At 40.5% G+C, this 14,219-nt stretch carries 9 protein-coding genes; all 9 read left to right on the top strand.

The genetic code is table 11. From position 1 onward, the window contains the following. The first annotated feature begins 191 nt into the window (after window positions 1-191). The 9 genes from MS6x_RS13860 (at window position 192) to MS6x_RS13820 (ending at window position 14,167) form a co-directional block, all read left to right on the top strand. Window positions 192-1,700: a sulfatase family protein gene (locus MS6x_RS13860; protein WP_482603057.1), complete on the top strand. Its 1,509-nt coding sequence runs from the start codon at window positions 192-194 to the stop codon at window positions 1,698-1,700. A gap of 31 nt (window positions 1,701-1,731) precedes the next feature. Further along, complete coding sequence (locus tag MS6x_RS13855) at window positions 1,732-2,781, top strand: helix-turn-helix domain-containing protein (RefSeq protein ID WP_482603054.1); 1,050 nt, start codon at window positions 1,732-1,734, stop codon at window positions 2,779-2,781. A gap of 110 nt (window positions 2,782-2,891) precedes the next feature. Continuing rightward, window positions 2,892-3,452, top strand: a complete 561-nt coding sequence (locus MS6x_RS13850) for a TlpA family protein disulfide reductase (protein ID WP_482603052.1) — start codon at window positions 2,892-2,894, stop codon at window positions 3,450-3,452. 87 nt (window positions 3,453-3,539) lie between these two features. After that, window positions 3,540-5,231 (top strand): lysine--tRNA ligase, encoded by a 1,692-nt coding sequence (gene lysS, locus MS6x_RS13845; RefSeq protein WP_482603050.1) that lies wholly within the window; start codon window positions 3,540-3,542, stop codon window positions 5,229-5,231. Between the two features lie 347 nt (window positions 5,232-5,578). Then, window positions 5,579-8,314, top strand: coding sequence for a DUF1553 domain-containing protein (locus MS6x_RS13840; RefSeq protein WP_482603048.1), 2,736 nt, complete (start codon window positions 5,579-5,581; stop codon window positions 8,312-8,314). 238 nt (window positions 8,315-8,552) lie between these two features. Beyond that, window positions 8,553-10,064 (top strand): DUF1501 domain-containing protein, encoded by a 1,512-nt coding sequence (locus MS6x_RS13835; RefSeq protein WP_482603046.1) that lies wholly within the window; start codon window positions 8,553-8,555, stop codon window positions 10,062-10,064. 221 nt (window positions 10,065-10,285) lie between these two features. Further along, entirely contained in the window at window positions 10,286-11,152 is an 867-nt protein-coding gene (locus tag MS6x_RS13830; RefSeq protein ID WP_482603044.1) for a sugar phosphate isomerase/epimerase family protein, read from the top strand. Window positions 11,153-11,251: 99 nt separating this feature from the next. Then, a complete protein-coding gene (locus tag MS6x_RS13825; protein WP_482603042.1) occupies window positions 11,252-12,646 on the top strand; it encodes a c-type cytochrome domain-containing protein in 1,395 nt (464 codons plus the stop codon). 90 nt (window positions 12,647-12,736) lie between these two features. Continuing rightward, window positions 12,737-14,167 (top strand): SLC13 family permease, encoded by a 1,431-nt coding sequence (locus MS6x_RS13820; protein ID WP_482603040.1) that lies wholly within the window; start codon window positions 12,737-12,739, stop codon window positions 14,165-14,167. Window positions 14,168-14,219 lie beyond the last annotated feature (52 nt).

Below are 14,219 nucleotides of genomic sequence, written 5' to 3'. Positions count from 1 at the left end.
AAGCATTTATTATACTGTGATTGTTACCAACAACCGGCTGAAACTCATGGCTTCTAATTGCAAAACACGCCCAAGACGATAGAAGAAATTGACGAGTTGAAGTTATATGGTAAAACCCAAGTACTTTTTCTTACAAATGTGATTACCACTATATTTTGTTATTTTAGTAATGCCACCACTTATAGGATAAAATGAAAAAAACAATCACCCTTATTGCTTTGCTGTTTACATTTATTGGTTTCTATTCCTGTCAAGATCAAGAAAAAACTGAAACGCAAGTAACCAAACCAAATTTTTTAGTCCTAATTTCTGACAACCAATACGCTGACCATCTAGGCTGTTATGGGGATAGCGTTGTGAAAACACCCGCAATAGATAAAATAGCAAAGAATGGGGTGCGGTTTACCAATGCGTTCTGTGGTTCACCTTCTTGTACCCCTTCTCGAGGAGCTATGTTAACCGGACAAGAGATATGGAGACTTGGAGAGGGGGCGAATTTATGGAGCAGTCTTCCCGATTCCATTCCAACCTATCAAGATATTCTTGAGGAGGCTGGCTATCAAACAGGACATGACAGGAAAGGATGGGGTCCTGGTGATTTCAAATCTGGGGGAAGAAACAAGAATCCAGCCGGTACAACCTTTAACAATCTAAATGAATTTTTAGATAAAAATAAAGGACAACAGCCTTGGAGCTATTTTCTATCTTCAAGAAATCCTCATCGTCCATTCGAATATGAATCCGGGAAAAAACTTGGTTTAAACCTAGATAAGGTCTTTGTCCCACCCTACCTTCCAAACGCACAAGCAGTTCGTACCGACATTACTGATTACTATGCCTCAGTAATGTCTTTTGACAAAGAAGTAGCGGAAGCGATGCGTTTACTCGAAGAAAACGGGATGGCAAAAAATACGATTATTGTTGTTTGCGGCGATAATGGTTGGATGATGCCTAGAGGTTTAGGAAATCTATATGATTTTGGAACAAAGGTTCCTCTGATAATCTCATGGCCAAATAGTATTAAAGAGAATAGGGTCGTTACCGATTTTGTGAGTCTTAACGATTTGGCGGCTACTTTTTTAGAATTTGCTGGAGAAAAAGTGCCAGAAAGAATGACGGCAAGGAGCTTAAAAAATATCCTAATGTCCGATAAGGAAGGACGTGTCAACAAAGATTTTAGTCGTGTCTTTGTTGCTAGAGAACGACATGCCATGGGACGTAAAGGTGGTTTGGGTTATCCCGGTCGGGCCATACGAACGGATGACTTTCTATACATCCACAATTATGAGCCAAATCGCTGGCCTGCGGGGGACCCACCTCTTTTTGCAGACATCGATGGACATATGTTACAGTACTACAGTCCTACCAAAGAATACATGATGCAGCACAAAGAAGAACCAGATGTAAAACAGCTTTATAAAGATGGTTTCTTAAAGCGACCAAAATATGAATTGTTTGATCTAAGAAAAGACCCTTTTCAATTGAACAACGTAGCATATCTAGATGAGTACAAAGACGATTTGGTCCGGCTAACCGCTGAATTAAACAGCTATCTCGTAGCTACCGAGGACCCAAGAGAAACTGGAGGCGCCATTATTTGGGATACCTCCCCGTATTATCTTGAAGAAGACTGGATTGGGAAACCAAGACAAGAAGCACAGGATATATTTAATTTGGAAGCGCAGTATCCTTATAATTAAATCGCTTAAATTTAGCAATAAATCAAAATAGATGGCGTCCTTTCGAACATGTATCTTTCTTTTCTTTACTACAATTGGTTGTTATAGCCAATACTCCTTTTCAGGTCAAATTTCACCGGACACCAAAAACAAGACCGTTTATCTTTCGTTGGTAGAAAATTACAGAAAATCATCCCGTGTTTACTCGGATCAAATCCTAATGAAAACCTCGGCAGATGACAATGGTAATTTTAGTTTTAAGGGTGATAACCTATCAGTCCAAAACAGCATTTATCGCATACATACGGATGATTGTAACGAGGGTAACGAAGAAGGGACTCATTTTTTCAAGGAGTGTAGTAATAGCAAAAGCATTTTGTTTATAGCAAAAAAAGGAGATAGTATTCTATTTCCGCTATTGCAGAACAACCAATCCTTTTGTGACATAGCATCTACAAATACCGCATCCGGACTGTTATTAGAAATTGATGCTTTAAAAGAGGAAATGATACTAGATTTCTTAGAACATAGCAGCAAAGCGACTTTAGCCTTAAACCTAAACAAATGGTTTTTAAGATTACAAAACTTCGGTAAGGCAGCAAACGAGCCTCTAGCAGAACTTTATATCTATGATTTTTTATCGGATAGAAAAAACGAAACATATACTTATTATTTAAATGATTTAGGTGCAAACAATTATTATCAAAATTTGGAAAAAAGCTTGTTATCAACATATCCCAATAGAAGTTTTACCAAACAATATATACAGGAACTCCAGGCAGATAGTACCATTGAGCTATCCGACCTTTCCACTTCAAAAACATCTTATTCCGACTATATGTGGTACGCAGGAGGTTTACTTGTTGTAGGTCTAACAGGTTATTATGGATTAAAGCTTAAAAATCGACAAGTTGAAAAAAAAATCTTGGAAAGCTTAACCACACAGGAACTAAACATTCTAAACGCTATCAAGGAGAATAAAACGAATAAAGAAATTGCATCAGATTTATTCATTAGCTTAAGTACAGTAAAAACCCACATCAATAATATCTACAAAAAGCTAAACATCGATAGCAGAGCGGACCTTAAAAATATGTTTTAGTTAAGTACTAATAAAATCCACCCCCGGTCTAGTACTTATTTACACCTCCTAATACTCCGCTATCCCTGCATTATTGTAGCATCTTCGGTTTTCATTTTAAAAACAAGACTATGAAAACTTTATTTCTACGTTTAATGAGCTTTTTCCTATGCGTAACTCTTGCTGGCCAAACCACCGATCGGGAAATCAGCTTGGAGAACGGTCAAAAAATTCTGATCGGTGAGATTACCACAAAGGGCTTAAAACAACCTGGGTATGCTAACTGGTATCTCAATAATCTTAAAAATTACATACCGGACGACAGCATAATTTCTTCTATGAAAGAAGACCTCCTTGAATATCAGATTTTAATATTTTTGGGAACTTGGTGCGGGGATAGCAGACGAGAAGTTCCTAGATTTCTTAAAATTTTAGAAACGGCAAATTTCCCAAACGCACAATTAAAGATGATAGCCTTAGACATCAGACGAGGAAAATACAAACAAAGTCCCTCTGGGAAGGAATGGGGTCTTCAAATTTTGCGGGTTCCTACTTTTATTCTTTATAAAAATGGAAGAGAAGTAAACCGCATCATAGAATCCCCAAATACTACCTTGGAAGAAGATCTACAAAAAATAATTGAAGGGAAAGGGTATATTGCTAAAAAGGCAAAATCCATGCATTTCGATTAATAAGAGCCAAAGTCGCTTGCTTTTATGATGTCCTTATTAAGAGATTAATCCATTCTTAAGTATATTTGCTGCCTTAAAATACGTCCAATGCAATTAACGGAACAAGAGCTTGTAAGAAGAGAGAAATTAACACGATTACGGGAAATGGGAATAGACCCGTATCCAGCTGCCTTATGGCCTGTGGACGCTACTTCCAAAAGTATAAAAGAGCATTACGAAGAAGGTAAGAAAGTTGTTATTTCAGGTAGGTTGATGCGAAAAAAAATTCAGGGAAAAGCTTCCTTTGGGGAATTGCAGGATGGTGAGGGCCGCGTTCAAGTGTATTTTAACAGAGACGAGATTTGTCCGCCGGACGACCACACCAAATACAATGAAATCTTTAAAAAATTATTGGACCTTGGGGATATTATAGGAATTGAAGGCGAGCTTTTTACGACTCAAGTAGGGGAAATTACAGTTCTGGTCAAGGATTATATTATCTTGTGTAAAGCTCTTAGACCGTTACCCTTGCCAAAGCAAGATGCAGAAGGCAACTCCTACGACGAATTTAATGATCCAGAACTACGTTACCGCCAACGCTATGTTGACCTTGTAGTAAATCCGCATGTAAAGGAAACCTTTATTAAACGCACCAAAATTACCAATAGTATCCGCCAGTTTTATAACGACAAGGGTTACTTAGAGGTAGAAACACCTATACTTCAGCCCATACCAGGAGGAGCTGCGGCGCGTCCGTTTTTAACCCATCACAATGCATTGAACATTCCATTGTACCTACGTATTGCCAATGAATTGTACCTAAAAAGATTGATCGTAGGCGGCTTTGATGGCGTTTACGAATTCTCAAAGGACTTCAGGAACGAAGGCATGGACCGCACCCATAATCCAGAGTTTACCGTAATGGAACTGTATGTAGCCTATAAGGATTACAATTGGATGATGGATACTACGGAAGAACTATTAGAAAAAGTAGCGGTTGATGCCACTGGAAGCTCTAAAGTTACCGTTGGAAAGCATGAAATTGAGTTCAAAGCGCCTTACCCACGCATTCCAATATTGGAAGCGATAAAAATACATACCGGTATTGATGTTTCGGGAATGGGAGAAGTTGAACTTCGTGAAACGGCAAGAAAACTAGGCATAGAGGTTGATGAAACCATGGGTGTTGGTAAATTGATAGATGAGATATTCGGTGAAAAATGTGAGCACTTTTACATACAGCCCACCTTCATAACCGACTACCCCAAGGAGATGAGTCCCTTAACGAAAGAACACCGAGACAATCCTGCCTTAACCGAACGTTTTGAATTGATGGTTAATGGAAAAGAATTAGCCAACGCCTATTCTGAGCTCAACGACCCAATTGATCAGCGCGAACGTTTTGAGGAGCAATTAAAACTCTCGGAAAAAGGAGATGACGAAGCCATGTTTATTGATCAGGATTTTTTACGAGCCTTGGAATATGGAATGCCGCCAACATCGGGTATCGGAATCGGTATTGACCGTTTGGTGATGTTAATGACCAATAATTCTTCCATACAGGAAGTGTTGTTCTTTCCGCAAATGCGGCCTGAAAAGAAAGCCGTTGAGCTAACGGATGAGGAGAAAGCAATCATGGCTATTTTAAAGCCAAAAGGTTCCATGGAATTAGGAGCACTAAAAACAGAATCTGCTTTAAGCGGCAAAAAATGGGATAAATCCATTAAGGCACTTGCCAAACATGGTCTTACCAAGGTCAACAAGACTGATGACGGCCTGTTTGTGGAAGTGGTTTCTTAACTGTTTTTTGTTGTTCATGGTACACGTTTCAAGCCTAGCTACTATTCAAAATAGGTAGAACAAAAAATACGTACATTTAATATCATTAAAACCTAATCCTGACTGTTTATACAGTAAGGATTTCGTTCTTTATACCTATGGTTTAAAGAAGTCAAGGGTATTATAAATCAAAAACTGTTAAAAAAAGCAGGAATTGATATCATCCATGGTTTAAACACAGCGATTAGGCTAAAGTTATCCATGTTTTAGTAAAAATTGTCTATTTTAATCTCCGGTATAAGTTCGTATCATTGAACTAACTAAGAAATAGAATTAGCTAAGTTTCCTATTTCAGCGCACGGAATACTATGGACACTAAATTTTATTATAAAATAAGGGTACTTTGCTTAGCACTCGCACTAGGCCTGTTTAACTCGTGCCAAAAAAAGGAGCGGGTAGACTTCAGTACACAAATAAAACCCATTCTGAATAACAACTGCATTACCTGCCATGGTGGGGTAAAAAAGAACGCCGGCTTCAGCTTGCTCTTTGAGGAGGAAGCTTTTGCCAACACCGAATATGGAAAACCAGCCATTATTCCGGGAGATGCCACCAACAGCGAATTCATAAAACGTTTGCACGAAGACGATCTGGAACTACGCATGCCCTACGAAAAACCGAAACTTTCCGATGAGGAAATAGAACTCCTTACCCGTTGGGTAGACCAAGGTGCGGAGTGGGGCGAACATTGGGCCTATTCCCTTCCGGATAAAGTAGATGTACCAACAAAACCCTCCGAAGCCAATTTTGCACCGGAACTAGCGTCGGACTTTATAAAAAACGATATCGATCATTTTATTCTGGCACGCTTGGAAGCCAAGCAATTGACACCGACTGCACTTGCAGAAAAGAACAGTATTGCCAGACGTGTGGCGCTGGATTTGATAGGATTACCCCCAGCCGAAACGCTTTTGAAACAATTCAACGACAACGAAATTAGCTATGAAACCATGGTAGACAGCCTATTGGCTCAAGAAGCTTTTGGGGAAAAATGGGCAACGTGGTGGTTGGATGTTGCGCGCTATGCAGATTCCAAAGGCTATGAAAAAGATATGGGACGCTCTATCTGGAAATACCGCGATTGGGTCATCCATGCTTTTAACAGGGATTTGCCATACGACCAGTTTACTATAGAGCAACTGGCAGGGGACCTGCTTCCGGAACCTTCTACAGATCAGTTGATCGCCACTGCCTTTCACAGAAACACTATGAACAATGACGAAGGTGGAACCGATGACGAGGAATATCGCGTGGCCACCGTCATAGACAGGGTAAACACCACTTTTGAGGTATGGCAGAGCACTACAATCGGCTGTGTGCAATGCCATAGCCATACCTACGATCCGTTTAAGCAGAAAGAGTATTACAATCTAATGGCGTTCTTTAATAATACCCGCGATGAGGATACGCCCAATGAATCTCCCACACTAAAATTTTATAATACGGAACAACAAAAACAGGTAAATAAAGTATTGGACTGGGTGACGGAACATGGCGACAAGGAAACCTTAAAATCGTATCGGGATTTTATACAGTTTACAGAGCCTGTTTACAAGTCCCATTTCTTCAAGCAATTTAAGAGCAGCGTGTATGATGACCATGCCTCCGTTGTTTTTTGGGACGATGGCAACCTCATCATCCCCAATGCCTATACCAACAACGCAAGCCACGTCTACTTAAATTATCGTTCACATTACGATGGCACTAAAATAACTATCCGCCAAACCGACGCCAACGGTCCGATCTTGGCAGAGTTTACCTTAGATAAAACCAAAAACAACACGACTTCGCAGTTCGCGCTGAAAAATATAGACAAGAAGACGGACATCTACATTGAAGCACAGAACGACGCCATTGCGCCGGAGAAGAATATTTTAAATCTATATTGGGTCGGTTTTATTCCTGATATGCCCGCCCGAGAAGCACAGGGATGGTCCGTCGTAAACAAGGCATTACTGGAATTACTGAATACCAACACAGAAACCGTACCTATTTTAGCGGAAAATCCAGAATATATGCAGCGCACCACACAGGTTTTTGACCGTGGTAGTTGGTTGACAAAGACCGATACCGTGGAACCAGCTACGCCACAAAGCCTAAATGCGTGGAACGATGCATGGAGCAAAGACCGCTTAGGGCTTTCCCAATGGATCGTGAGCAAAGAAAATCCGCTAACGGCTAGGACTTTGGTCAACAGGGTTTGGCATCAGATCTATGGTCGCGGTCTGGTTTCTACTATTGAGGACATGGGCTCCCAGTCCGATGCACCTTCCCATCCCTATTTACTAGATTGGCTAGCCCTGCGCTTTATGAACGAACACAAGTGGAGCATGAAAGCCTTAATCAGGGAAATAGTCTTATCGGGAACGTACCGCCAAAAATCGGAAAGCACGCCCGAAATGTACCAAATGGACCCTGAAAACGAGCTCTACGCAAGAGGGCCCAGAATACGTTTGGGTGCGGAGCAAATTAGGGATCAAGCTTTGGCAGTAGCCGGCATATTGAGTGATAAAATGTATGGCCCCGGCGTAATGCCTCCACAACCGGACGGCGTTTGGCAAACGGTTTACAACGGTGCCGATTGGGTGGAAAGCAAAGGCGAAGACCGTTACCGCCGCGGTATTTACACCTATTTAAAGCGAACGAGTCCGTATCCGTCTTTTCTCACTTTTGATGCCGGAAGTCGCGAAGTCTGCATGATTCGCAGAACAGTTACGAACACTCCTTTGCAGGCCTTGGTAACTCTGAACGATCCGGTTTATTTAGAAGCTTCGTATCATTTGGCCAAAAACAACCGCGTCGTCAATGATGTAACGCAGAGTATTATAAAGAGTTATGAGCAGGCAACGTTTAGAAAAATTACACCGAACCGATTGGAAGCGCTAACAGAACTATATGAAAACGCCAAGACAGAATTTACAAATAACCAAAAAGCATCACAACTTTTCCTTCATTTTGAGGAACAGCCCACGGCAGAACTCGCTGCACTTACCATGGTTGCAAACGCTATTATGAATTTGGATGAATTTTTGACGAAAACGTAAATAGCGGGTAAATGTTAGATGTTAGATGTTAGATGTTAGATGTTAGATGTTAGATGAAAATAAATAAGAAGTAAAAAAACGCAAGAAGTAAAGCGATTAGCAAAAATCCAGTTTTTGCTTTTGTTATCTGTATCCTCCTTTGGCGAACAGGTTTGTATTTAAACCCTTCTACGCCAGGTAGGATTAACGCTTTAACCCTCCATGAAGGGCGGGCGGGCTTGATACTTAAACTTGACAAATGAGAGACATCGTAGAAAGACTGATCCAGGAAAAACTGGCCCGCGAAACACAGGAAAAAACGCGTAGGCACTTTATTAAAAGTTGTGCCCAAGGGATGGGTGGCCTAGCGCTTAGCTCTATTTTTATGGGCTGTGATCCGTTAAGCAAATCGGATAAAAAAGGTCCTATTGCGTTTTCGGAACGGGATCTAAATCCGTTATCGACCTTGGCGCCGCCTTTTGCACCCAAAGTAAAATCCGTTATTTATTTACACATGGCAGGCGCTCCCTCACAACTGGAAATGTTCGACTACAAACCAGAGCTCCAGAAATATGATGGCCAAGATTGCCCGCAATCGCTGTTGGAAGGGAAGAAATTCGCCTTTATTAAAGGTACGCCCAAATTAATGGGGCCACAGGCAGAATTTAAACAAGAGGGAGAATCCGGTAATTGGGTGTCTAACTTTATGCCTCATTTTAAACAAGTGGTAGATGACGTTGCATTTTTAAAAGCGGTACATACCGATCAATTTAACCATGGCCCTGCACAGCTCTTTATGCATACTGGAAGTGCTCGTTTGGGCAGACCTAGCATAGGGTCCTGGGCCACTTACGGACTTGGTTCGGAAAATCAGAATTTACCTGGATTCGTGGTTTTAACCTCTGGAGGAAATACGCCAGATGCGGGCAAAAGCGTATGGGGAAGTGGCTTTTTACCTTCTGTATACCAAGGCGTGCAATGTCGTTCTAAAGGTGATCCAGTTTTGTATATAGAAGATCCTGACGGTATAACGCGAGATTTAAAGAAAAGCACCATTGACGCCATTAATAAAATCAATAAAGAAGAATACGCCAAATATGCAGATCCTGAAATTTTAGCACGTATAAATCAATATGAAATGGCCTACCGCATGCAAATTGCGGTGCCAGAAGTCATGAACATCAATAGCGAACCGGAGCATATTAAGCAAATGTATGGTGTAGAGCCTGGTAAGGAATCCTTTGCCAACAATTGCCTTTTAGCTCGTAAATTAGTAGAAGACGGCGTGCGTTTCGTACAGCTCTTTGATTGGGGATGGGACACCCATGGGAACGTAAGGGAAGGCTCTATAGATTTAGGGCTCAGGAACAAATGTAGGGAAATAGATAGGCCGATAACCGCACTTATCATGGATTTGAAACAACGCGGATTATTGGACGACACCCTAATTGTTTGGGGCGGGGAATTTGGCAGAACACCCATGCAAGAAAACAGAGGTAATACCAAAATGGCCTATAAAGGTAGAGACCATCATGGTGACGCCTTTACTATGTGGATGGCCGGAGGTGGCATCAAAAAAGGAGCCTCACACGGAAAAACGGATGATATTGGGTTTTCAGGCATAGAAGGGCGCGTATCTGTACATGATGTACATGCGACCATACTACACCTTTTAGGATTTGACCATGAAGAATTCACACACGAATTTCAAGGAAGACCATTTAGATTGACCGATGTGGAAGGAGAAATTATTAAGGAAATTTTGGCGTAAAAAAATCCCCAGGACCCCAAGAGTAAACGTCCCCTAACCCCCGAAAGGGGGAACTAAATGTTAACGACTTATAATGTTTTGAAAAGTTGAAATAACCGGAATATTAGGAGTTCCTTCCAATTGCAAGGCAAGGTAGCATCCGGCGCAGCGAGCATAACGGAAGGGGAAGAATCCAAGCCGCAGCAAAAAAACCCTAAACTCAATATAATACCAAACCAAAAATGAGAATACTTTTACTCTTAACCATTTCCCTTTTAACCCTCACCTCCCATTCTCAAGATAAAAGACTGGAATTCTACCAAACCGACTGGGGCAGGCAAATCTCTTGGGATGCTTTTTGCGAAAAAACAAAAGCTGCGGGTTATGACGGATTAGAGACTTGGTTTCCTACGGATGAAAAAAGTCAGGCAGAATTAAGGGCTGCCTTACAAAAACATGACCTAAAGGTGGGTTTTCTAAACGGTACCAACAAGTCGGTTTCGTTTGATGAAAGTTTAAAATCCTATACCGAACATTTTAAAATTTTAATTGCTTGGAAACCCGCTTATATCAATTGCCATACAGGAAGTGACTTTTATACTTTTAAGCAAAATAAAGCCTTTATAAATGCGGCCAATGAATTAGCTAAAGAACACAATATTCCTATTTATCACGAAACACATAGGGGTCGGTTCAGTTATAATCTTCCAGATACCAATAAATACATTCAAGCCATTCCCGACCTTAAACTAACATTGGACATCAGCCATTGGATGGTAGTGCACGAATCATTATTGGAAAATCGAGATACAGAACTTGCGGAAACTATAAATCGCTCACACCACATTCATGCCCGAGTTGGTCATGCCGAAGGCCCACAAGTAAACGATCCGAAAGCTCCCGAATGGAAAAAAGCGGTAGACCGTCACTTGGATATCTGGGAAAAAGTAATCCGCAAAAAATGGCAGACCCTAGACGTTTTTACCATTACAACAGAATTTGGGCCAGCGGACTATATGCCCACCTTGCCCTACACAAGGGTTCCTGTAGCGGACCAGTGGAAAACAAATGTATATATGATGACGAAATTAAAGGAGCGTATGAGGTAGATATTAATTAAAAAACAAAGGGCGAAAGGCGAAAAACGCATAGCTCATTTTGTGTTTGAACTTGAACTTGACTTTTGTTTTTGTATTTGTAGTTTATAAATGGAGATTTTAAAACAACTTTTGGGTCGCTTGCACCCGCTTATCGTTCACCTGCCCATTGGCTTTATTTTATTGGGGCTTTTGTTGCAATGGTACGACCGAAATCAAAAAGAACACCAAAAAGCAATTCCGTTAATTTATAAGTGGGGAGGCATAAGTGCGGTTTTTGCCTGTATCACCGGTTACCTGCAATATTTGGGCGAAGGTTATGCCTTTGATACTATAAAATGGCACTTATGGGCAGGTATTGCTACGGCACTATTTTCCTTTTTAATGTATGCAAAGGTTGCAGGTTTAAAGGCAGTCAGTACTTTTAAAAAAATTCCTGTAGCGGCATTTTCCATTGTTTTTTTTATGTTGCTGTCCTATACTGGCCATCAAGGTGGAAATATTACCCATGGCGAGGACTACTTAGTAGCACCTTTACCGAAAAATATCAAATCGGCTTTTGGTTTTGAAACTTTTGAAGAAAAGGAAATTACGCTGAACGAAGCTACTTGGGAGAATGCTTTGATTTATGAAGAAGTGATTTCTCCCATTCTGAACAACAAATGCGTAAGCTGCCATAATCCAAAGAAAACAAAAGGTGGCCTACTCTTACATAAGAAAGAGACTATTTTAAGAGGCGGTGAGAACGGGGAAGTACTGTTGACACAAAATTCGGAGAACAGCGAGCTATACCATAGAATGACTTTGCCTATGGAGGATGATGAACACATGCCGCCCGATGGAAAAACTCAACCTACAAAGGAAGAAATTAAATTGGTAGGCGCTTGGATAGATGCCGGCCATCCTTTTAACGGAAGTATTAAGGACGCCGGGATGCAGAAAGAACTCTTTCTTTCCTTTTTTCCCAAAAAACACGATTATGATTATCCCGACAGAGAAATAAATGCGGCCCATATAGACAGTATTTCAGCCTTAGAAAAAACAGGGGTTCATGTAGACCTCATCAGTAAATCATCTAATTTCCTGAGTGTTTCCGCCATCAATAAACCTTCTTTTACCGATACCGATTTTGAAAGCTTGCTTTCGGTCAAAAACAACATCGCCAGACTTGATTTAGGCAATACCCAAGTGACGGATACCATAGTTGAAAAATTGGCCCAATTACCTAATTTAACAGTTTTGAAATTAGACAATACAGTTATTTCGGGTAGCACTATACAAGCCCTGGGGACTCTAGAACATTTAAAATCCATCAATCTCACAGGTACACAATTTGATGCAGTATTTCTGGACGAACTATCCAACTTTCCAAACCTGAAACAGGTATTTCTTTATGGAACAAAAACTGACGCTAAAGGAATGGTAACACTTAAAGGTGGACAGATACAAATAGATTATGGTAATTACGAACTTCCGCCTATTCCTTCGGATTCTATTGTATATTAAACAAAAGCCTATTTTAAAAAAGAAATAGCACCACAAAAAACTTCCTTAACCAAAATAAAAAACATAGCTTAGGCCAACCAATTGAATACTATGCAATTCAGTAGTAAGCTAGGGCTTTTCTTAGGTCCCGTGCTATTTTTAATAATAATTAATCTACCTTTTGATTTACTTTCAACACAAGGAGATGCAGTTATCGCAGTAGCCCTTTGGATGATTATTTGGTGGATAACCGATGCTGTTTCTATTTCCGTTACCGCACTTTTACCGTTATTGCTTTTTCCATTACTTAAGATAATGCCCATCGCCGATGTTGGCGCAAACTATGGCAGTCCCATTATATTTCTCTTCTTTGGTGGTTTTGTCATGGCTTTGGCCCTTGAAAAAGTGAATTTGCACAAACGAATAGCCCTAAACATTATTAAAATTACCGGTACCACGCCTAACAAGGTAGTTTTAGGATTCATGATCGCCACAGCAACATTGAGCATGTGGATTAGCAATACCGCAAGTACGGTGGTAATGCTTCCTATTGCCATGTCCGTCATAGCTTTGTTGATCAACGATGCGGACGGGTTTACGAAAAGTGACCAAAACTTTGCCCTTTGCGTTATGTTGGGCATTGCATTTTCTGCAAATGCAGGTGGCATTGCAACCGTAATTGGTACGCCACCCAACTCTGTCTTAATCGGTCTATTGGAAAGTGAATATAATATTGAAATATCATTTTTAAAATGGATGGTGCTCGGGCTCCCCTTTTCCATAGTGCTCATAGCCATAAGCTATCTAGTGTTGGTAAAGTGGCTTTTTCCGAACAAACAGTTAAAATTTAATGCTAGTAAAACTGTTATAAAGTCAGAATTAGCAAAATTGGGACCTATGGCCGGTAAGGAAAAAATGGTCTTGGTAATTTTTGGTGTCACTATCTTTTTATGGGTGTTTAGAACTTTGATCAATAAGCTATTTCCTGAATTGGGACTTTCAGATACGGTAATCAGTATACTAGCGGCGATATCCTTATTCGCAATTCCGTACAACTTAAAAGAAGCAGACTTTATAATTAAATGGAAAGACACTTCTAAACTGGCTTGGGGTATCCTTATCCTCTTCGGTGGTGGTTTGGCATTGGCAAAGGGTATGTCTGTAAGTGGTATCGTAGATGTCGTAGCCAACACCATTGCTGCAAGTGATATTTCTATATTTATCACTGCAATACTGCTCATTACACTAATGCTCTTTATGACAGAATTAATGAGCAATGTAGCCCTGGTTGCTGTGCTTGCACCAGTGGTCGCCGGTATTGCCATTGGTCTGGAAATACCCATACTCTATCTGCTAATACCTGTTACTATGGCCAGTAGTTGTGCTTTTATGCTTCCAATGGCTACCCCTCCCAATGCCATCGTTTTTGCAAGCGGCTACATTAAGGTCCATGAAATGGCTAGAGCTGGCATTATACTGAACCTTATTTCTGTAGGATTATTAATTTTAATGTTTCAATTTATAATTCCGATACTGTTTTAGGTCGATTCTAATTTTAAGAATGGTGTTTCAATAATCTTGAACGCAAACTGCA

It is taken from the genome of Maribacter sp. MS6, from assembly GCF_056839185.1.
This window is presented reverse-complemented; position numbering and strand designations above follow the sequence as displayed.

Coding starts and splice junctions, on each gene's coding strand:
- MS6x_RS13860 (WP_482603057.1), top strand. CDS start 192: ATGAAAAAAACAATCACCCTTATTGCTTTGCTGTTTACATTTATTGGT.
- MS6x_RS13855 (WP_482603054.1), top strand. CDS start 1,732: ATGGCGTCCTTTCGAACATGTATCTTTCTTTTCTTTACTACAATTGGT.
- MS6x_RS13850 (WP_482603052.1), top strand. CDS start 2,892: ATGAAAACTTTATTTCTACGTTTAATGAGCTTTTTCCTATGCGTAACT.
- lysS (WP_482603050.1), top strand. CDS start 3,540: ATGCAATTAACGGAACAAGAGCTTGTAAGAAGAGAGAAATTAACACGA.
- MS6x_RS13840 (WP_482603048.1), top strand. CDS start 5,579: ATGGACACTAAATTTTATTATAAAATAAGGGTACTTTGCTTAGCACTC.
- MS6x_RS13835 (WP_482603046.1), top strand. CDS start 8,553: ATGAGAGACATCGTAGAAAGACTGATCCAGGAAAAACTGGCCCGCGAA.
- MS6x_RS13830 (WP_482603044.1), top strand. CDS start 10,286: ATGAGAATACTTTTACTCTTAACCATTTCCCTTTTAACCCTCACCTCC.
- MS6x_RS13825 (WP_482603042.1), top strand. CDS start 11,252: ATGGAGATTTTAAAACAACTTTTGGGTCGCTTGCACCCGCTTATCGTT.
- MS6x_RS13820 (WP_482603040.1), top strand. CDS start 12,737: ATGCAATTCAGTAGTAAGCTAGGGCTTTTCTTAGGTCCCGTGCTATTT.